Below are 19,842 nucleotides of genomic sequence, written 5' to 3'. Positions count from 1 at the left end.
GCGCGAGACCATTCTCTCCGGGCATGCCGATTGCATGCACTGGCGCAAACCGATCCGACCCCAACGGAAGTTTGACATGGCGAATTTGACGATCGACGGCGACCGCCTCTGGGCCGCGCTGATGGAGACCGCCCGTTTCGGCGGCACCGAGAAGGGCGGCATCAACCGCCTCACCCTGACCGAGGAGGACCGCCAGGTCCGCGACTGGTTCAAGGACGCCTGCATCGCCGCCGGCTGCACCGTTTCCGTGGACGAGGCCGGCAATATGTTCGCCCGCCGGCCCGGCCGCGATAATTCCCTGCCGCCCATCTGCATCGGCTCCCACCTGGACACCCAGCCCACCGGCGGCAAGTTCGACGGCGTGCTGGGCGTGCTGGCGGGGCTCGAAGTGCTGCGCGCGCTCCAGGCCAGCGGCTATGAGACGTTGGCGCCGATCGAGGTGATCAACTGGACCAATGAGGAAGGCTCCCGCTTCGCCCCCGCCATGCTGGCGTCCGGTGGCTTTTCCGGGGTGTTCGAGAAGCAATATGTGATGGACCAGCGCGACCGCGAGGGCATCCGCTTCGGCGATGCGCTGGATGCCATCGGCTATCGTGGCGACAAGCCACTCGGCGGCCATCCCATGTCGGCCATGTTCGAATTGCACATCGAGCAGGGGCCGATCCTGGAGGCCGAGGGCAAGACCATCGGCGTCGTCACCGGCGTGCAGGGCATCCGCTGGTACGAGGCGACGATCACTGGGGTCGATTCCCACGCCGGCACCACGCCCATGGCGCGACGCAAGGATGCGCTGCTGGGCGCCGCCAAAGTGGTGGAGATCGTCAATGCGGTGGGCCTTGCCCATCCCCCGCTCGCGGTGGCGACGGTTGGGCTGATGGAAGTGACGCCCAATTCGCGCAATGTCATTCCCGGCGAAGTCTTCCTCACCATCGAGATGCGCCACCCCGACCAGGGGGTGCTCGACACCATGCATGGCGAGCTGTGCGCGCAGATCGAGGCGGCGATTTCCGCGCTGGGCCTGACCTTGCAACTCGACTGCATCCTGAACGCGCCGCCGGTGCATTTCGACGAGACCCTGGTCTCCACCATCCGCGCGGCGGCGGAGACGCTCGGCTACGGGCATCGCGACATCGTCTCGGGCGCCGGGCACGACGCCGCCTATGTGGCCCGCGTGGCGCCGGCCACCATGGTGTTCGTGCCCTGCAAGGACGGCATCAGCCACAATGAGGCGGAAGACACCTCCCCCGCCGATTGCGCCGCCGGCGCGGCCGTGCTGCTGAACGCGGTGCTCGCCTTCGACGCGAAGCTGGAGGCGCAGGCGAAGGGATAAATCGCTGGTCCGTGGGCGAAATGCGTTCGTCGCCGAAGTCTGCATGGAATTCGGCGACGAAATTCACGTAAATCGAGCGTCATCGCAGGTTTCATTCACGGGAATCCGGTGTTCGTCCGTGGCTCTGGGTGTTTCACGTGAAACATCTCGGACGCGAAACCTTTGCAATGCCTTGGTTTCGTCAGGCCGCGGTGAGCGAAAAGATGCTCGCCCCGGTATCCGCCGTCCCAACCGCATTTCGGAACGGCGCGAACAATTCCCGGCCCACATTGACGTGGGAGGCGGAAAGGTCCTCCTCCGCCTGAGCGCGGGCGGCCCATTCGTCCGCATCCACCAGCACGGTGAGATGCCCGGCGACCCCGTCGACGCGCACCAGGTCGCCATCGCGGATCTTGCCGATCGGCCCGCCGGCCGCCGCCTCCGGCGTCACGTGGATGGCCGAGGGCACCTTGCCCGAGGCGCCGGACATGCGCCCGTCAGTCACCAGCGCCACCTTCTGCCCGCGATCCTGCAACACGCCGAGCGGCGGCAGCAGCTTGTGCAATTCCGGCATGCCGTTGGCCTTGGGCCCCTGGAAGCGCACCACGGCGACGAAATCCCCCGTGAGGCTACCGGCCTTGAACGCCGCCTGCAGCGCCTCCTGGGAATGGAACACGCGGGCCGGCGCCTCGATGACGTGCCGCTCCGGCGCCACCGCCGAGGTCTTGATGACCGCGCGCCCGAGATTACCGTCCAGCACCTTCAGCCCCCCGGTGGGCTGGAAGGCGCCGGCAACCGGGCGAAGCACCGCCTCGTCGCCACTTGCCGCAGTCGCGTCGCGCCAAATCAGGGCGCCGTTTTCGTCCAGGCCCGGCTCGGCCGTATAGCCGGAAAGCCCGGTGCCCCACACGGTCTCCACATCCTCGTGCAGAAGTCCGGCGGAGAGCAGTTCGCGGATGACGAAGCCCATGCCGCCGGCGGCATGGAAATGGTTCACGTCCGCCTTGCCGTTGGGATAGACGCGGGTGAGCAGCGGCACCACGTCCGCGAGATCGGAAAAGTCGTTCCAGGTCAGCACGATGCCCGCTGCCGCCGCCATGGCGACGATATGGAGCGTGTGGTTGGTGGAGCCGCCGGTGGCATGGAGGCCGACCACGCCGTTCACGAACGCCTTCTCGTCCAGCATCCGTCCGAGCGGGGTGTAGTGATTGCCGAGCGCGCTATTGGCGAGCGCCCGCTTGGTGCCCTCCCGCGTCAGCGCGTCGCGCAGCGGCGTGTTAGGATTGACGAAGGAGGCGCCGGGCAAATGCACGCCCATGATCTCCATCATCATCTGGTTGGTGTTGGCGGTGCCGTAGAAGGTGCAGGTGCCGGGGCCATGGTAGGACTTGGACTCCGCCTCCAGAAGCGCGTCGCGGCCGATCTTTCCTTCCGCGAACAATTGGCGGATGCGGGATTTCTCGTCATTCGGCAGGCCCGAGGTCATGGGACCGCTCGGGATGAACACCGCCGGCAGGTGGCCGAACGAGAGCGCGCCGATGATCAGGCCCGGCACGATCTTGTCGCAGATGCCGAGGAACACGGCGGCATCGAAGGTCTGGTGCGAGAGCGCCACTGCGGTGGAGAGGGCGATCACCTCGCGGGAGAACAGGGACAGTTCCATGCCCGCTTCGCCCTGGGTGACGCCGTCGCACATGGCCGGCACCCCGCCCGCCACCTGCGCCACCCCGCCCACGTCGCGGGCGGCTTCCCGGATGAGCTCGGGGAAGCGCTCATAGGGCTGGTGGGCGCTGAGCATGTCGTTATAGGCGGTCACAATCGCGAGATTTCCGCCCTCGCCGGTGCGCAGCTCGGCCTTGTCGCCGGGCAGGCAGGCGGCAAATCCATGGGCCTGGTTGGCGCATCCGAGCGCCCGGCGGCGGGGGCCGGCCTCTCCGGCGGCGGCGATACGGTCCAGATAGCGCCCGCGGCTGTCGCGGCTGCGCTCAACAATGCGCTGCGTCACCTCGCCGATGCGGGCATTGAGATTGGCTTGGGCGGTCATGGGGACCTCCTGGCTGGCGGGTGGGGGAAGGGCGGAAAACCGCGACGGTCCCGGCGCGATCCGATTCAAGGACAGAGATTGCCATTTTAGCCTCGAAGCCGGATCAAGGGCATCCGCAACACATGCGCCCGATAGCGAGCATTTCAATGACAGAACCCGCCCCCGCCCGCGTCGCCGTCCTCGACGATTACCAGAATGTGGCCGCTGCCATGGCCGATTGGGACACGCTGAAGCCCAATGCCGAAGCGGTCTTCTTCCACGATCACGTGGCCGACCCGGACCGCCTCGCGGCCCGCCTCCAGCCCTTCGACGCGCTGGTCCTCACGCGCGAGCGTACGCCGGTGGACGCGGCGCTGATCGCCCGGCTGCCGAACCTCAAGCTCATCACCACCATCGGCCTGTGGAATGCCTCCATTGATATCGCGGCGGCGCAGGCGCGCGGCATCGTCGTGAGCGGGACCGCCGGCGGCGAGCCCCATGCGACCCCCGCGCTTACCTGGGCGCTGGTGCTGGCGGTCACGCGCGGCCTGCACCTTGAGGCAGCTTCCGTGCGCGCCGGTGGCTGGCAAGTGGGCCTCGGGATGGATATCGCGGGCAAGACGCTCGGCGTGCTCGGCCTCGGCCGCATCGGCGCGGAGGTGGCGAAGTTCGGCCAGGCCTTCGGCATGAAGGTCATCGCCTGGAGCCAGAATCTCACCGCCGAGCGGGCGGCCGAGTGCGGCGTGGAGCGGGTGGAGAAGGACGAATTGTTCGCCCGCGCCGACGTGCTCACCATCCATCTGAAGCTCGGCGCCCGCACCCAGGATCTCGTCGGCGCGGCGGAGCTCGGCCGGATGAAGCCCTCCGCCTTCCTGGTGAACACCTCGCGCGGGCCGATCGTTTCCGAGCCGGCCCTGGTGGACGCGCTGATGCAGCGGCGGATTGCCGGCGCCGCGCTCGACGTGTTCGACACCGAGCCGCTGGCGGTGGATCATCCGTTCCGATTTTTGCCCAATGTGCTGGCGACGCCGCACATCGGCTATGTTACGGAAAACACCTATCGCACGGCCTTCCCGCAGATCGTCGAAGACATCGCCGCCTGGCAGCGCGGCGCGCCGATCCGCGTGCTGGCGCCCTGAGACACGCCAAAAGCCGGCGGGACACACCGCCGGAAAAACACGGGCGCTTCGCAGCCCGGACTTGTGGGAGGAAAAGAGCATCATGCTCTATGATTTCATCATCATCGGCGGCGGCATCGTCGGCCTCTCGACGGCGCGGGAAATCCTGCGCCGCCAGCCCGGCGCGGGCGTGCTGCTGCTGGAGAAGGAAGGCGGCCTCGCGCGCCACCAGACCGGGCACAACAGCGGCGTCATCCATGCCGGCATTTATTACGCCCCCGGCAGCTTCAAGGCCGAGCTGTGCCGCGTCGGCGCCCAGGCGACCAAGGATTTCTGCCGCGCCCACAACATCGCCTTTGAAACCTGCGGCAAGCTGCTGGTCGCAACCGACGCCGAGGAACTGGCGCGCATGGATGCGCTCTACCAGCGCGCCGCCTCAAACGGCGTGGAAGTGGAGCGCCTGGACGGCGCCGAGCTGCGGCGGCGCGAACCCAATATCACCGGCATCGGCGCGCTGTTCGTGCCCTCCACGGGCATCGTCGATTACAAGCAGGTCTGCGCCGCGCTCGCCCGCGAGATCGAGGCCGCCGGAGGCACCATCCTGCTGGGTGCGAAGGTGGATGCGATCCGCGAGGGGGCGGAAGACGTGGAGGTGCGCAGCGGCGGCGTCACCCATCGCAGCAAGATGCTGGTGGCCTGCGCCGGCTTGCAATCCGACCGCATCGCGCGCCTTGCCGGGCTGAAGGTCACCCACCGCATCGTGCCGTTCCGGGGGGAATATTATCGCCTGCCGCCGAGCCGCAATGCCATCGTCAAGCACCTGATCTATCCGGTGCCGGACCCCACCTTGCCGTTCCTCGGCATCCACCTCACCCGCATGATCGACGGCTCGGTAACGGTCGGCCCCAATGCGGTACTGGGCATGGCGCGCGAGGGCTATCCCAAGCTCTCGGTGAATGCCGCAGACCTTGCGGATACTCTCACCTTTCCCGGCTTCTGGCGCACGCTCGCCAACAATCCGGGCGCCGCGATCAAGGAACTGAAGAACTCCCTCATGCCCGCGGGCTATCTGGAGCAATGCCGCAAATATTGCCCGGACCTGACCATGGCGGACCTTCAGCCCTATGAAGCCGGCATCCGCGCTCAGGCGGTGCTCGCCGACGGCACGCTGGTGCACGACTTCCTGTTCGAGCAGACGCCGCGCTCGCTGCATGTCTGCAACGCGCCCTCACCCGCCGCCACCGCCGCCTTGCCCATCGGCGAGATGATTGCCGACAAGCTCATGGGCGCACGGGCAGCCTGAACTCAGCGGCCGCGCTGGTGCAGGATGCGGCCGATGAGATTCAGCAGAATCTGGGCGGCGAGGATGGCGGTGACGCCTGCCGGATCATATTCGCGGGCCACCTCCACCAGGTCGACGCCGACGATGGTGCCCCGCTTGGCGAGGCCGTCCAGCAGCTCCAGCACCTCGTAATAGGCGAAGCCGCCATGGCTGGGCGTGCCGGTGCCCGGCGCGATGGAGGGGTCGAAGCCGTCGATGTCGATGCTCACATAATAGCGCGCGCCCGCCGGGATGCGCGCCAGCACCGCCTCGGTTCCGAGCTTGCGGATCTGCCGCACGCTCAGGATGTCGCTGCCCATGCGGCGGGCATCCTCATAGCCCTCGCGCGCGGTGGAGGAGACGTTGCGGATGCCGAGCTGGGTCAGGCCGGTAACGTGGGGTCGCTCGGCGGCGCGGCGCATGGGGCTGCCGTGGCCGTTGCGCACGCCGTGCCGCTCGTCGACGAAATCCAGATGCGCGTCGAACTGCACCAGATGCACCGGCGCCTCGTCAGAAAAGGCGGCGACGCAGGGGATGTTGATGGAATGATCGCCGCCGAGCACCACCGGCAGCGCGCCCGCCTTGAGGATCGCCCGCACGCCGGCTTCGATATTGGCGTGGCTCTGGGCGGTGTCGGTGTGGATCATGTCGGCATCGCCCATGTCCACGATGCGCGCCGCCCCGGCGGGCAGATAGACCACGTCGTCCTCATGGTCATAGGCGCCGGAATGGCCGAAGGCGAACAGGGTCGACGCGTCGCGGATCGCCCGCGGGCCCGAGCGGGCGCCGGAGCGCCATTGGGTGCCGAGGTCGAACGGCGCGCCGAGAATGGCGACATCGGCCTCCAGCTTGTCCCAATCCAGGCACAGCGGATATTTGCCGAAGGTGCAGATGCCGACGAAGGGCAGATCGAGCCGCCCGCTTTCATATCCATGGGCCATGGGATTTTCCTTAGAGTGTGGCTGCGGCGGCGGGCGCGCCGCGCCGCTCCGCGACCGCATTCGCCAGCACACACAAAAGCTCGAACATGATACTGGCGCCCGTCAGGGCCGTGAGGCCGGACGGGTCGAACGGCGGCGACACCTCCACGAGGTCCGCGCCGATCAGATTGAGCCCCGCCAGCGCCCGCACCATGTGCTGCGCCTCGCGGGTGGTGAAGCCGCCGATCTCCGGCGTGCCGGTGCCCGGCGCGAAGGAGGGATCGAGGCTGTCGATGTCGAACGTCACATAGGCCGACTGTTCGCCAAGGATGGCATGGACCTCGTCCATCACGTCCTGCGGCCCGCGCGTGATGAATTCCTCCATGAAGATCATGCGGATGCCGCACGCCTTGGCGAAATCGAAGTTCGAGGCATCCGAGATCGCCCCGCGCAGGCCGATCTGAACGAAGCGCTTCGGGTCGATCAGCCCCTCCTCGATGGCGCGGCGGAACGGCGTGCCGTGGTTGTAGGGATTGCCGCCGAAAAAGCCGTCATAGGTGTCGGAATGGGCGTCGAACTGCACCACGCCCACCGGCCCCTCATGCACCAGCCCGCGCAGGATGGGCAGCGTCATCAGATGATCGCCGCCGCCCGAAAGCGGCACCGCGCCGGCGGTGCGCACGCCGGCATAGAAATCGCCGACGAGCTTCAAGGTCTTCATGAGGTCGAGCGGGTCGACCGGCGCGTCGCCGCAATCGGCGATGCGCGCCTGGTCGTAGGGCGAAACGCCGGTGACATGGTGCACCCGGCGCGTCAGGCTGGACTGGTTGCGCAATTCGCGCGGGCCGTGCCGCGTGCCGGCGCGATTGGTCACGCCGCCGTCGAACGGCACGCCGACAATGGCGATGTCCACCTCGGCCGGCTCGGCCTGCGGCAGCCGCATGAAGGTGGCGATGCCGGCGAAACGCGGGATGCTGCCGGAATCCGCCGGCTCGAACTTTCCAACCATGAAAAACCTGCCATCTGGCTCAAGCGGGCTGTGCCCGCGCCGTCAGAGATTGAATTCCTTGCGCACGGCGGCGCTGATGCCGGCGACATAATCGTCCATCAGCCACTGGCCCTTTTCGGCGGCGGAGCCGTGCGCCACGGCGAGCACGCCGGACGCCGGCACGAAGCCTTTCGGCACCGGGTGCATGTCATAGGTGGGGAATTGCGCCGGTCCGTCGGACGGCACCTTCTCCATCTCCACCAGTTCCGGGCGCACGAGGAGCATGAGCGAGGTCTCCAGCAGGCTCGCATGCTCCAGGTCGATGCCGGGGAAGCCGTCGGGGAACAGGCGCTCCAGCGTCTCGCGCCGGGCAAAATCCCAATATTCCAGGCGCATCAGCTGCATGCCGGTGATGCCGTCGCGGCGCAGTTCGCGCAGTCCGAGATCCACGCCCTCGACGCCGGGCCACATGTTCTCGTAATGGCCGTTCACCACCACGATGCGCCGCACACCATCGGCACCGAGGGCGCGGATGACGTCGCGGAGCACCAAAGCGAAGGTGTAGGCATCGAGACTCGTGGTGCCGGGAAAAGCCTCGCCGCCGCCGGAGCGGGGCTGGGACTTGTAGCCATAGGGGATCGCCGGCGCGACGATGCCGCCGATCTGCGCCGCCACCCGCGCGCACACGGCGGTGGGCAGCACCACGTCCACGTTCAGCGGCAGATGCGGGCCGTGCTGCTCGGTGGTGCCGAGGGGAATGAACACCGTCGCCCCGGCGGCGATCTTGGCCTGATATTGCGGCCAGCTCAATTCGGCCATGTAGACGCTGTCGACCATCTTATGTTCCCTCAGTGCATGGCCGCGCCGCCATCGACGCTGATGCATTGGCCGGTGATGAAATGGGTGTGGCGGGAGGCGAGGAAGGCGACCGCCTCGGCCACCTCCTCCGGCCGGCCGATGCGGCGCAGCGGATTGTTGGTTTCCAGCGCCTGCTGGGCCGCGTCCATGCCGGCGAAATTGAGCAAGGGCGTATCCACCGGCCCTGGCGCCACCGCGTTCACCAGGATGCGCGGGGCCAGCTCGCGCGCCCAGGAACGTGTGAGTGCAAGGATCGCGCCCTTGGTGGCGCAATAGCCGGAGGCGCCCTGCCGGCCGAGATAGCCGAGCTCGGACGCGATATTGATGATGCGCCCGTGTTCGCCGAAAAGCCGCGCGGCCTCCCGCGCCATCACGATGGTGCCGCGCACGTTCACCGCCAGCATCTTCTCGAAGGCTGAGAAATCGAAGGCGCAGAGCGGGCTTTCGAGATCCAGCCCGGCACAGTTCACGATCACGTCGAGCCCGCGCAGATGCGCCGCCGCCGCATCCATCGCCGCGACCACAGCCGCCTCGTCGGTGAGATCCACGGCGAGGGGGTGCCAAGCGCCACTTTCCGCCGGCTGGATGTCGAACCCGACCACATGCGCGCCGCCCGCCGCCAGCCGGTTCGCGCAGGCGCGGCCGATGCCGCTCGCCGCGCCGGTGACGACGATGCGCAGGCCCTGGTGCGGGGAGGGATCAGAGGGGTTCACCACGGTGCTTCTCCACGATCGACCCCGAGGCTCTGGCCGGTGATGTTCGCGGCGAGATCGGAGGCCAGGAACAGATAGGTGCCGGCCACATCGTCCGGGTCCATGAAGCCCGGCAGCGCCTGGACGGCGACGATCTCGCGCAGCAGGTCGTCCTCCGGCCGTCCGGTGCGCTCGGCCATGGCGCGCAGCGAGCGCAGCGAAGCGTCCGTGCGCACCCAGCCGGGACACACCGCATTCACATTGATGCCGCGCGGACCCAGTTCTTTGGCGAAGGTCTTGGTCAGGCCGATCACCGCGTGCTTGGACGCCACATAGGCGCCGAACAGCGGCTCGGCGGTGCGCGACCAGATGGAGGCGGTGTTGATGATGCGCCCGCCGTGGGAGAGCTTCGGCGCGAAGGCGCGGGTGGCGAGGAATGTCCCCGTCACATTGATTTCCACCACGCGGCGGAAGCGCAGCTCGTTCTCCGCGCTCGGGTCGTCGAGGGGCGTCACCAGCTCCAGGCCGGCATTGTTCACCAGCACATCGAGATGGGCGATCTCCTGCGCCACGGCTTCGAGATCGGCGGTGCGCGTGATGTCCGCCTTGTGGCCGCGCGCGCCGAGCCGCTCGGCCGCCTCGAAGATTGCGTCATCCTCCGCCAGCATGTGCAGATCCGCCCCCGCCGCTGCGAAGGCCCGGGCGATGCCGTGACCGATGCCCCGGCTCGAACCCGTGACCAACACCGCGCGCCCCGCGAGGCCGCCGAGCAATCCGCCCGCCATCATGGCTCTTCCCCCGCGCTTGCCCGCACCAGGTGCAGCATCTCATTGCGCAAGGCGAAGAAATCCGCCCCGTCGCGCATCTCCAGCGTGCGGTCCTCGCCAAGGCGCGTCCGCACGTCGATTTCCGCCATGATGCGCGCCGGGCGTTTGGAGAAAACAATCACCCGGTCGGCAAGGAAGGCGGCTTCCTCAACATCGTGGGTCACGAACACCACGGTCTTGGCATCACGCCGCTGGATGCGCCGCAACTCGCCCTGCAATTGCTCGCGCCGCTGGGCATCGAGGGCGCCGAACGGCTCGTCCATCAGCAGCACGTCGGAGCCGGCCGCCAGCGTGCGGGCGATGGCGATGCGCTGGCGCATGCCGCCGGAGACGCGGTTGGGATAGGTGTCTGAGAATTCGTAAAGCCCGACCAGATCGAGATAATGATCCCGCCGGCCCAGCTTCTCTTCCTCCGACAGATCGGTGCGGTAGCGCATGCCGAAGGCGACGTTTTCCGCCACTGTCAGCCAGGGAAAGGAGGAATAGGACTGGAACACCATGCCGCGCCGCCAGTCCGGGCCGCCCACGGGTGCGCCATCGAGGCGAATGTCCCCGGTGCTCGGCGTATCGAGCCCGCCGATCATGCGCATCAAGGTGGTCTTGCCGCAGCCCGAGGGACCGAGGAACACCACGAACTCGTTGCGGGCGATGGCGAGGTTGAACGGCGTCGCCACCACCTCGACCTTGCCGAAATGCTTGGTGACGTTCGTGAAGGTGAGATGAGCCGTCATCCGCCTGCCCTCACAGATAGCGGAAGGCGCGGCGGTGGACGGCGCGCAGCAATTGGTCGGTGAGAAGGCCGATGATGCCGATGAGGAACACCCCGGCCATCACCTCCGGCGTCTTCATGTAGCGGCGCGCCGCCCAGATCACGAAGCCGAGCCCGCTGTCCGCCGCGACGATCTCGGCGATGATCAGATAGGTCCAGCACCAGCCGAGCGTGATGCGCAGATTGTCCACCAGCCCCGGCAGCATGGCGCGGAAGGCGACATCCTTCAGCACCTGCGCGGGCTTTGCGCCGACCGTATAGGCGATCTCGATATATTCCTGCGGCACCCGCCGCATGTCGTCGGAAACCAGCAGCACGAGTTGAAAGAAGGTGCCGAGCCAGAGCAGGAAGATCTTGGTCTCCTCGCCCACGCCGAACCAGATGATGGAGAGCGGCACCAAGGCGGGCACCGGCAGATAGCGGATGAAATCCACGATCGGTTCGAGCGCGGCACCGATGGGGCGATAGGCGCTCATCAACATGCCAATGGGAATGGCCATCACCGCCGCCAGCAGGAACGCGCTCCACACCCGCAGTATCGAAACCCAGGCATTCCACGCGAGATGCTGGTCCGCGAACATGCGCCCCATGGCGGCAAGAATGGCGCTCGGGGCGGGGAAGAACAGCGGGCTGGTGAGGCCGAGCCGTGCGACCCCTTCCCACACCAACAACAGCAGCAGACTGGCGCTTATCGCGATCGTCGCGGAGACCGAACGCGGCAGGGGCGCGCGCAGGCGAAACAGGTCGCGCAGCACGAACCCGCCGCCCATCGCCGGCGCGCCGCTCGATGGCGCGCCAGGATCACCGCCGGCCTGCGCCGGCGATGAGGAGGATGCGGCAGGCTCGCTCACTTCGTCCCCGCGATTGCGGACACCACCGAAGGGTCGATCTGCTGGGCGGGGTCGAGCTTGGTGTCGGCGGCACCATTCTCCAGATTCAGCTCCATCACCGTATTGAAGATGCCATAGAGCGTGCCCGGCTTGCCGGCCGTACCGATATAGGCCTCGGCGTCGGCAAGCGAGGTATAAGCGAGCGAGGTGTCGAGAATGTCCTTCACCTCCGCTTCACTCAAATTGAAGTGCGGCGCGGCGAGCCTGATGAATTCCGCAGGGTCTTTCTTGTAGAGATCCACCGCCTGATAGATCCCCTTCAGGAAAGCCTGATACTTCTTCGGATTCGACTTCAGGTCGTCCTGACGCACCGCGATAATATCGACGATGATATCGCTGTCCTTGGAAGAGATCAGCACCTTGCCCTTGCGGTTGGCGTTGGCCGTGATCGCCTGCGACATGACCGGCTCATAGGTGGCGATGGCCATGATCGACGGGTCGGCGAACACCGCCACCGTGTCGGCAGTCGCGATCTCCTTGAGCTTGAGATCCTTGAGGGTCAGGCCCTCCTTCTTCAGCGCCAGTTGCAGCAGCAGGCGGCCGGGAATGTTGACCTCGGAGGCCACGGTCTTGCCTTTCAGCGCGGCGACGGAGGAAATCGACCCGTCCGCGATCACGCCGTCGCCGCCCACCGACTTGTCGATGGTGCCGATGATGATGCCGGGGGTGGAGGCATCGCGCGGGCGGCCCTGGTGTTCGCCCACGGTGCGCATGTCGACTTCGATGTCGCCGCGCGCCATGGCGGCCATGACGTTCGAGCGGTCATCCTCGAACCGCATGTCCACATCGAGGCCCTGGGCTTTGAAATAGCCCTTGTCCATGGCCACGAACACCGGCGCGAAGCCGGGCCAGGTGGGCGCGAGAACCCGGATCTTGTCTGCGGCGGAAGCCGGCGCCGAAAGGGCCAGCAGGCCCAGAACGGCGAAAGCGGCAATGCGATCTCTATGCCTCATGGCGGTCGCTCCTTGGAAGGTCGGCTCATGCTCCGGCATATTCACATCCGGAAAAATCGTTTTTATTGAAACCTCACATCGAGAATTCTAGATGTGAGGTAAGGGACGGGGAGAAAGCCATGCGGCGCCTGGATAATATCGACCTGCGCCTGCTGCGGGTGTTCGTGGCCTTGACCGAGGCGGGCGGCTTTGCCGACGCGCAAATCACCCTCAACCTCTCCCAATCGACCCTCTCCACCCATCTGGCGGCGTTGGAGCGCAAGCTCGGCGGGCAATTGTGCGAGCGCGGGCGCGCCGGCTTCCGTCTCACCCCGTTCGGCGAATCCACCTTCGCCGCCGCCAAGCAATTGTTCGCGGATATCGACGCGTTCCACGGCCGCATCGGCCGCGACCAGCGCACCCTCGTCGGGCGGCTGCGGCTCGGCATCGTGGACGGGGTGGTGACCAATCCCAAGCTCGGCCTTCAGACCGCCCTCGCGCGTTATATGGACTATGCCTCCGAGGTCTTCGTGGACCTCGAACTGGGCACGCCGCTGGTGCTGGAGCAGGAATTGATGGACGGCGCCCGCGATATCGTGGTGGGGCCGTTCTCTCAGAAGGCGCCGGGCGTCACCTACATTCCCCTGCATCGCGAGCCCCATGCGCTCTATTGCGGCAAGGGGCACGCGCTGTTCGACGTGCCCGGGCGGCAGGTACAGCATGCGCAGATCGAGGCGGCGCTGTTTTCGGTGCGGCGCTATCGCCACCTCGACGACCTCTATCGGGTGAACCACCCGCGCGCGAGTGCTTCCATCATGCATATGGAGGCGCAGGTCATGATGATTCTCTCAGGTCATTTCATCGGCTACCTGCCGCGCCACATCGGCGACGACTGGGCGCGGCGCGGCGAGATGCGGGCTTTGAAACCCGAGAGCTACGGGTTTGAATCCGCGCATTTCGTCGCGACGCGGCGGCTGAAGGGCGAGCAGCCGCTGGTGGATGCCTTCATCAGGGAATTGAAGGCCCAGGTCAGCGAAGCCGCCCGCCCCGCCTAGGTTCAGCGGGTCAGGTTCACGGTGATGTTCTTGCTCTGGGTGAAGCTGTCCAGCATGGCGGAAAGAGAGAATTCCCGGCCAAGACCGCTTTGCTTGTAGCCACCATAGGAGTGGCCGGGAAGCTGGCCCGCTCCCTGGTTGATCTGCACCCAGCCGGCTTCCACATCGCGCGCGGTGCGCAGCGCCTTGCCGATGTCGTGGGTCCAGATGTAGGCGGCGAGCCCGTAATGGCTGTCATTGGCCATCTTCACGACCTCGGCCTCGTCCTCCCACGGGATCGCCACCAGCACCGGCCCGAAGATTTCTTCCCGCGCCAGCCGCCAGTCGTTTTCCGCCTGGGCAAACGCGGTGGGGCGCATGAAATAGCCTTCGCTCAACGGCCCCTCGGTATCCGGCAGGCCGCCCATGACAAGGCGCGAACCCTTCTGGCGCAGGCCTTCCTCCACATAGCCGCGGACCTTGCTGAATTGCTTCTCATTAATGATGGCGCCGATGTCGGTGTCTTCCGCCAGCGGGTCCCCGAGCCGCAGCTTGCCGGCCTTTTCGGCGAGCCGCTCCAGGAAGCCGTCATAGATCGAACGATGCAGAAACAGCCGCGAGCCGGCGGTGCAGGATTGGCTCTGCCGCGTGAAGCGCATGGCGGCGATGATGCCGTCCACCACCCAATCCTCGTCCGCATCCGGGAACACGATGGACGGGCTCTTGCCGCCAAGTTCCAGGGAAACCGGAAGAATTCGCTTTGCCGCCGCCTCCATCACCAGCTTGCCGACAGCCGTCGAGCCGGTGAAGGACAGCTTCGCCACCTTCGGATGGTTGATCAGCGGCGCGCCGCATTCGGCACCCGTTCCGGTGAGCATGTTGACCACGCCGGGCGGCAGATGCTCGGCGCAGATTTCAGCCAGCATCAGCACCGCCAGCGGGGCGTCCTCGGCGGTCTTCATCACCATGGTGTTGCCCGCGCAAAGCGCCGGCGCGATCTTCACGGCCGCCAGCAAAAACGGGGCATTCCAAGGGATTACGGCGGCAACGACGCCGAGCGGCTCGCGCTGGGTGTAGCTGAGCAGGTCGTCGGAAAAAGGCAAGGTCTCGCCCTTCAGCTCGCCCGAAAGGCCGCCGAAATAGCGGAACATCTCCGCCGCCGCCTTGGTCTCGGGACGAGCCTGGGTGCGCAGGGCGTTGCCGGTCTCGGTGGCGATGGCGCGGGCGATCTCCTCGTGCCGGGCGTCGATGCCGTCGGCGATCTTCATCAGCATCCGGCCCCGCTCACGCGGCGGAACCTTGCGCCAGGACACGAACGATTCCAATGCCTTATCGACAGCGAGATCGACATCCGCGGCCTCGCCCCGGGGCACTTCGGCGAAGATTTCACGCCGGGCCGGGTTCTCGACGGTGAGGGTCTGGCCCGATTGCGCCCAGACCCATTCGCCGCCGATCAGCATGGGGTGGCGCTGAAGCTGCGCGCCGGTGAGGGTCTTTTCGCCCGTATTCATATGGTCCTCCCTTGAATCGCGAAGCTTGCGCCCCGCTCCGGCGTGACGCCGGATTTCCATTCTATAACAAAGCCTTGCAGATCAACCTGGATCCCACGCTCGGGGCATCTGGGCGACCAGATCGGCGAACACGCGGCCGCCGGTGGTAATATGCTCATGCATAACGCGACTGGCGGTGGCGCCCTCGCCGCGCAGGATTGCGTCCACGATCTGGGCGTGATCGGCATGGGATTGCGCGATGCGCCCCGGCTTCTGGAACGGATAGCGGCGGTACACCCGCAGCCGCGCCCGCATATCCTTGATGTTGAACTCAAGGTATTCGTTGCATGTTCCGCGGTAAATTCGCTCATGTAACCGCGTATTCGCCAGATCGTATGCGGACGAATCTCCGTTCGCGACAAATTCAGCGCTTTCCGCGTGAATTTCGGCGAGCGCCTTGCGCTCCTCGGGCGGCATGCGGCTCGCTGCAAGCTTGGCGGCCATGCCCTCCATCTCGGTCATCACCTCGAACATGGAGACCACCTGCTCCACGCTGAGCACGGTGACGGTGGCGCCACGTCGTTGGCGCAGGTCCACAAGGCCGAGGGAGGCGAGCTGGATCAGCGCCTCGCGCACCGGCGTCTTGGATACGCCGAACCGCTCGGAGAGGGGCCGCTCCTCCAGCCGGGCGCCGGGAGGCAGGGCGCCGGACTCGATCTCGCCCCGGATCCATTTCGCGATCTCTCCGGTCCGGTTGATCTTCTGCACTGCGGGTTCGCCCCTCACGTCGCGTCGTCCTTGCGTGTTGTCTCGCCCGCCCCGCCGGGATGCAAGGCTGATATTCCGGGGGCAAAGCTACATATTTTTTTTATATTGACTGATATTTTTTTTGAAATCAAAAATGAGGCAATGACCGACGCCAACGGGCAACGACCCGACCTTTCCTGCCTTCAACGCCACGACGATGGCGCCCAGACGCGGCTTTCCCGCGCGGGGGCGAAAATGCGCATCCGCCTCAAGCACCCGCCCCAGGACCATCGCGTCCGGGGCGAGGAACTCGCCCAAGCGGCGGTGCTTCTGTCCGGCACCCGTCGGCCAAGCTTCGGCGCGGCCGTGGCGGGGCGCCTGGTGCCGGACGCAGCGCGCGAGGGTGAGCGCGCCGGGGCAAAAAGGCGGCCGCCCCGCTTCGAGGATGTGACGCCCGCGACCTCGGATTAACCGGGCGCTTGGACAACGCAACGCGCCGCACGGTTCGCAAGAGGCCGGCGGCCAAGGGTGGAAATGAAACGGGCGGACCATCGTCACGCCCGAAAAACTGGGAGGATGAACCATGCGCCTTGGAGTGATCGCCGGGCTCGCAGCGACGTCGCTGCTTGCCCTCACCGCGGCCCAGGCCGCCGACGGCCCTGTCCGCATCGGCGTGCTGAACGACCAGTCCGGGCTCTACAGCGAGTTCGGCGGCGTCGGCTCGGTTGAGGCCGCGAAGATGGCGGTCGAGGATTTCGGCGGCAAGGTGCTTGGACGGCCCATCGAAATTCTCTCCGCCGACCATCAGAACAAGACCGACGTGGGCGCCGCCACCGCGCGCAAATGGTTCGACGAGGAGAATGTCCTCGCCATCGCCGATTTGACCAATTCGGCGGTCGCGCTGGCGGTGCAGGGCATGGCCAAGGAGCGCGGCAGGATCACCCTCGCCTCCGGGCCCGCCACCACGCGCCTCACCAATGAGGATTGCTCCCCCACCGGCTTCCACTGGCCATGGGATACTTATTCCCAAGCCGTGGGCACCGCCCGCGCAGTGCTGCAGGACGGCGGCAAGAGCTGGTATCTGGTGGTCGTCGACTATGCGTTCGGCCACCAGATGTCGGCCGACATCTCAAAGACCGTCACCGCCGGCGGCGGCACGGTGTTGGGCCAGGTGCGCTATCCCACCGGGGCTGCGGACTTCTCCTCCTTCCTGCTGCAGGCGCAGGGCTCGAAGGCGCAGATCATCGGCCTCGCCAATGGCGGCATGGACACCATCAATTCTATTAAGCAGGCCGCCGAATTCGGCATCACCGACGGCGGCCAGCGCCTGGTGGGTCTCGCCATCATGATCAGCGACGTCAACGCCCTCGGCCTCAAGGCCGCCAAGGGCCTGATCGCCACCACCGCCTATTATTGGGACCGCAACGACGCCAGCCGCGCCTTCGGCGCGCGCTACATGAAGAAAACCGGCCGCATGCCGGACATGATCCAGGCCGGCGTCTATTCCTCGGTGCTGCATTATCTCAAAGCCATGCAGGCGGCGAACAGCGACGACGGCAAAGTGGTCGCCGAGAAGATGCGCGAGATGCCGGTGAACGATTTCTTCGTCACAAACGGCAAGGTCCGCGCCGACGGCCGCATGGAGCACGACATGTATCTGATCCAGGTGAAGGATCCGAGCGAGTCCAAATACCCCTGGGATTATTACAAGATCCTGCGCACCATTCCCGCCGCCGAGGCCACCATGCCGCTGTCGGAAAGCAAGTGCCCGCTGGTCAAGAAGTAAGCATTTGCCACACTGTCATGGCCGGGCATGTCCCGGCCATCGACGTCCGGCGGCATGAAAGCCTGTCCGGGGCGACATAAGCGCAACCGCGTGGATGCCCGGCACGAGGCGGGCCTGAGTGGCAGGCAAGAACGGCAGAAAGAACATGCGGCCGCGCAGCCGCAAACACGCTCTAGGGGAGTTGAAATGCCAAACGTCACCTTCATCGGGCTCGGCAATATGGGCCGGCCCATGAGCGCAAACCTCATCAAGGCCGGCCATGCCGTCACCGGCTTCGATCTCTCGCAGGTCGCCCGTGACGCGCTGGTCGCGGCGGGCGGGCGCGCCGCCGGTAGCCTCGCGGAAGCGGTGGCCGGCGCCGACGCCATCGTCACCATGGTGCCCACGGGCAAGCATGTGCGCGCGGTCTACGAGGGGCCGGACGGCATCCTCGCCACCGCCCCCAAGGGGGCGATCCTGATCGACAGTTCCACCATCGATGTGGACAGCGCGCGCGCGGTCGGCGCGGCAGCCGCAGCCGCCGGATTCGAGATGGTGGATGCCCCGGTTTCCGGCGCGGTGCCGGCGGCGGAGGCCGGCCGGCTCACCTTCATGGTGGGCGGCACCAAGGCCGCCTATGCCCGTGCCCTGCCGATCCTGGAAGGCATGGGCGCCAATTTCTTCCATGTGGGGGATTCCGGCCTCGGGCAGGCGCTGAAGATCTGCAACAATATGATGTCCGGCATGACCATGGTGGCCATCAGCGAGGTGTTCACGCTGGCCGAGAAGCTCGGGCTCGACAATCAGATCGTCTATGACGTGATCACCAAGTCGTCGGGCAATTGCTGGGCGCTGCAATCCTATTGCCCGGTGCCCGGCCCGGTGCCGACCTCACCGGCCAATCGCGATTATGCGCCCGGCTTCACCGCCGCCATGATGCTGAAGGACATGCGCCTCTCCCAGCAGGCGGCGGGCGCGGGGGGCGCGGCGACACCGCTTGCCGGCGCTTCCGCCGCCATCTACCAGATGGTGGTGGCCGCCGGCTATGGCGACCGCGACTTCAGCTGCGTGTTCAACCTGCTGTCGGGCCGCATGGCGGCACCGCAGAAGAGCTGACCCAAGCCGCCGCATCCCGCGCGGATGCGGCGTTTCCGCCCCAACCGGAGCCCGGCGAGATGAACAAGGCGATCCGCGTCCACGAGGCCGGCGGCCCCGACGTGCTGAAGCTGGAAGATGTGGCGCTTCCCGCGCCCGGCGCCGGCGAGGTGCTGCTGCGGCACACCGCCATCGGCGTCAATCTGGTGGACACCTACCACCGCTCCGTCACCTCCGGCCAATATCTCATCCCCCGCCCCGCCACCTTGGGCGTGGAGGCGGCGGGCATCGTCGAAGAGGTGGGTCCCGGCGTGAGCGACCTCGCGGTGGGCGACCGCGTGGCCTATTGGAACGTGCTCGGCGCCTATGCGGAGCGGCGCATCCTCCCCGCCTGGCGGGCGCTGAAAATCCCCGACGGCATCGACGACACGACCGCCGCCGCGGCCTTGCTGAAGGGCGCGACCGCCTTCTATCTCATCCACCGCATCTATCCCGTGAAGGCCGGCGACACGATCCTGGTGCATGCCGCCGCCGGCGGAGTCGGGCGCTTCCTGTGCCAATGGGCGACCCATCTCGGCGCGCAGGTCATCGGCACCGTGGGTTCCGCCACGAAAGCGCAGATCGCCCGCGCCTCCGGCTGCGCCCATGTGGTGGTAAGCGGCGAACAGGATTTCGTCGCCGAGGCCCGCGCCTTCACCGGGGGTGTGGGGGTGAACGCGGTGTTCGATTCCATCGGCCGCGACACCTTCGCCCGATCCCTCGATGCGCTGCGGCCGCTCGGCATGATGGTGAATTTCGGCCAGGCGAGCGGCCCGGTGCCGCCGCTCGATATCAGCGTGCTCGCGCAGAAGGGTTCGCTGTTCCTCGCCAAGCCCACGCTCGCCACCTTCGTGACCGATCGCGAAAGCATTCTCACCCTGGCGCAGGGCGTGTTCGGGGCCTTGCTCAGCGGGGCAATCACGGTTGAAATCGGGCTGAGCGCGCCCCTCGCGGAGGCCGCGCGGGTGCATCGCGAACTGGAGGCGCGGCGCACCACCGGCTCCATCGTGCTCGTGCCGTGAGCG

The 19,842-nt window shown here is 66.8% G+C and carries 19 protein-coding genes; 7 read left to right on the top strand and 12 right to left on the bottom strand.

Annotation, left to right across the window (positions count from 1 at the left end; genetic code table 11):
- The first annotated feature begins 76 nt into the window (after positions 1–76).
- A complete protein-coding gene (locus tag V5F78_RS00285; RefSeq protein ID WP_394069581.1) occupies positions 77–1,330 on the top strand; it encodes a Zn-dependent hydrolase in 1,254 nt (417 codons plus the stop codon).
- Positions 1,331–1,511: 181 nt separating this feature from the next.
- Here V5F78_RS00285 and edd read toward each other — a convergent pair whose 3' ends face one another.
- A complete protein-coding gene (edd, locus tag V5F78_RS00280) occupies positions 1,512–3,353 on the bottom strand; it encodes a phosphogluconate dehydratase (protein WP_394069583.1) in 1,842 nt (613 codons plus the stop codon).
- Between the two features lie 146 nt (positions 3,354–3,499).
- Here edd and V5F78_RS00275 point away from each other — a divergent pair, with 146 nt between their 5' ends.
- Together V5F78_RS00275 and lhgD are read left to right on the top strand one after the other, a co-directional pair.
- Positions 3,500–4,471, top strand: coding sequence for a D-2-hydroxyacid dehydrogenase family protein (locus tag V5F78_RS00275; protein ID WP_394069585.1), 972 nt, complete (start codon positions 3,500–3,502; stop codon positions 4,469–4,471).
- Between the two features lie 82 nt (positions 4,472–4,553).
- Positions 4,554–5,753: an L-2-hydroxyglutarate dehydrogenase gene (lhgD, locus tag V5F78_RS00270; RefSeq protein ID WP_394069587.1), complete on the top strand. Its 1,200-nt coding sequence runs from the start codon at positions 4,554–4,556 to the stop codon at positions 5,751–5,753.
- 2 nt (positions 5,754–5,755) lie between these two features.
- On the opposite strand, the gene speB (V5F78_RS00265) is transcribed toward lhgD, so the two are convergent.
- Genes speB (V5F78_RS00265) through V5F78_RS00230 form a run of 8 tightly spaced genes read right to left on the bottom strand, consistent with a single transcriptional unit; the run spans position 5,756 to position 12,668 of the window.
- Entirely contained in the window at positions 5,756–6,712 is a 957-nt protein-coding gene (speB, locus tag V5F78_RS00265; RefSeq protein ID WP_394069589.1) for an agmatinase, read from the bottom strand.
- 10 nt (positions 6,713–6,722) lie between these two features.
- On the bottom strand, positions 6,723–7,700 hold the full coding sequence (gene speB, locus V5F78_RS00260; protein WP_394069590.1) for an agmatinase: 978 nt from the start codon (positions 7,698–7,700) through the stop codon (positions 6,723–6,725).
- 42 nt (positions 7,701–7,742) lie between these two features.
- Positions 7,743–8,516, bottom strand: a complete 774-nt coding sequence (locus tag V5F78_RS00255; RefSeq protein WP_394069592.1) for a creatininase — start codon at positions 8,514–8,516, stop codon at positions 7,743–7,745.
- Positions 8,517–8,527: 11 nt separating this feature from the next.
- Entirely contained in the window at positions 8,528–9,253 is a 726-nt protein-coding gene (locus V5F78_RS00250; RefSeq protein WP_394069594.1) for an SDR family NAD(P)-dependent oxidoreductase, read from the bottom strand.
- Complete coding sequence (locus V5F78_RS00245) at positions 9,247–10,017, bottom strand: SDR family NAD(P)-dependent oxidoreductase (protein ID WP_394012682.1); 771 nt, start codon at positions 10,015–10,017, stop codon at positions 9,247–9,249. The genes V5F78_RS00250 and V5F78_RS00245 overlap by 7 nt, the downstream gene beginning before the upstream one ends.
- Positions 10,014–10,787: an ABC transporter ATP-binding protein gene (locus V5F78_RS00240; protein WP_394069598.1), complete on the bottom strand. Its 774-nt coding sequence runs from the start codon at positions 10,785–10,787 to the stop codon at positions 10,014–10,016. Before V5F78_RS00240 ends, V5F78_RS00245 begins: the two co-directional genes overlap by 4 nt.
- A 10-nt stretch (positions 10,788–10,797) precedes the next feature.
- On the bottom strand, positions 10,798–11,676 hold the full coding sequence (locus V5F78_RS00235; RefSeq protein ID WP_394069599.1) for an ABC transporter permease: 879 nt from the start codon (positions 11,674–11,676) through the stop codon (positions 10,798–10,800).
- Entirely contained in the window at positions 11,673–12,668 is a 996-nt protein-coding gene (locus tag V5F78_RS00230; protein WP_394069601.1) for an ABC transporter substrate-binding protein, read from the bottom strand. The genes V5F78_RS00235 and V5F78_RS00230 overlap by 4 nt, the downstream gene beginning before the upstream one ends.
- A gap of 119 nt (positions 12,669–12,787) precedes the next feature.
- On the opposite strand from V5F78_RS00230, the gene V5F78_RS00225 reads away from it, so the two are divergent.
- Positions 12,788–13,702: a LysR family transcriptional regulator gene (locus V5F78_RS00225; RefSeq protein ID WP_394069602.1), complete on the top strand. Its 915-nt coding sequence runs from the start codon at positions 12,788–12,790 to the stop codon at positions 13,700–13,702.
- Positions 13,703–13,704: 2 nt separating this feature from the next.
- On the opposite strand, the gene V5F78_RS00220 is transcribed toward V5F78_RS00225, so the two are convergent.
- The 3 genes from V5F78_RS00220 to V5F78_RS00210 all read right to left on the bottom strand — a co-directional run bounded on the left by V5F78_RS00220 (position 13,705) and on the right by V5F78_RS00210 (position 16,236).
- A complete protein-coding gene (locus V5F78_RS00220) occupies positions 13,705–15,192 on the bottom strand; it encodes an aldehyde dehydrogenase family protein (protein ID WP_394069604.1) in 1,488 nt (495 codons plus the stop codon).
- A gap of 81 nt (positions 15,193–15,273) precedes the next feature.
- Complete coding sequence (locus V5F78_RS00215) at positions 15,274–15,957, bottom strand: GntR family transcriptional regulator (RefSeq protein ID WP_394069606.1); 684 nt, start codon at positions 15,955–15,957, stop codon at positions 15,274–15,276.
- Between the two features lie 69 nt (positions 15,958–16,026).
- The gene (locus V5F78_RS00210) at positions 16,027–16,236 is read right to left on the bottom strand and encodes a hypothetical protein (protein WP_394069608.1); all 210 of its coding nucleotides are present in this window, start codon (positions 16,234–16,236) and stop codon (positions 16,027–16,029) included.
- A 265-nt stretch (positions 16,237–16,501) separates the two neighbouring features.
- Here V5F78_RS00210 and V5F78_RS00205 point away from each other — a divergent pair, with 265 nt between their 5' ends.
- Genes V5F78_RS00205 through V5F78_RS00195 form a run of 3 tightly spaced genes read left to right on the top strand, consistent with a single transcriptional unit; the run spans position 16,502 to position 19,839 of the window.
- Positions 16,502–17,704 (top strand): ABC transporter substrate-binding protein, encoded by a 1,203-nt coding sequence (locus tag V5F78_RS00205; RefSeq protein WP_394069610.1) that lies wholly within the window; start codon positions 16,502–16,504, stop codon positions 17,702–17,704.
- 54 nt (positions 17,705–17,758) lie between these two features.
- Positions 17,759–18,799, top strand: a complete 1,041-nt coding sequence (gene mmsB, locus V5F78_RS00200) for a 3-hydroxyisobutyrate dehydrogenase (protein ID WP_394069981.1) — start codon at positions 17,759–17,761, stop codon at positions 18,797–18,799.
- 59 nt (positions 18,800–18,858) lie between these two features.
- Complete coding sequence (locus tag V5F78_RS00195; protein ID WP_394069612.1) at positions 18,859–19,839, top strand: quinone oxidoreductase family protein; 981 nt, start codon at positions 18,859–18,861, stop codon at positions 19,837–19,839.
- The last annotated feature ends 3 nt before the right edge of the window (positions 19,840–19,842 follow it).

The sequence above is a fragment of the Roseixanthobacter glucoisosaccharinicivorans genome, from assembly GCF_043195095.2.
Taxonomy (GTDB): domain Bacteria; phylum Pseudomonadota; class Alphaproteobacteria; order Rhizobiales; family Xanthobacteraceae; genus NCEH01.
The sequence above is the reverse complement of the archived record's forward strand: the minus strand, read 5'-3'. Positions and strand labels throughout refer to the sequence as shown.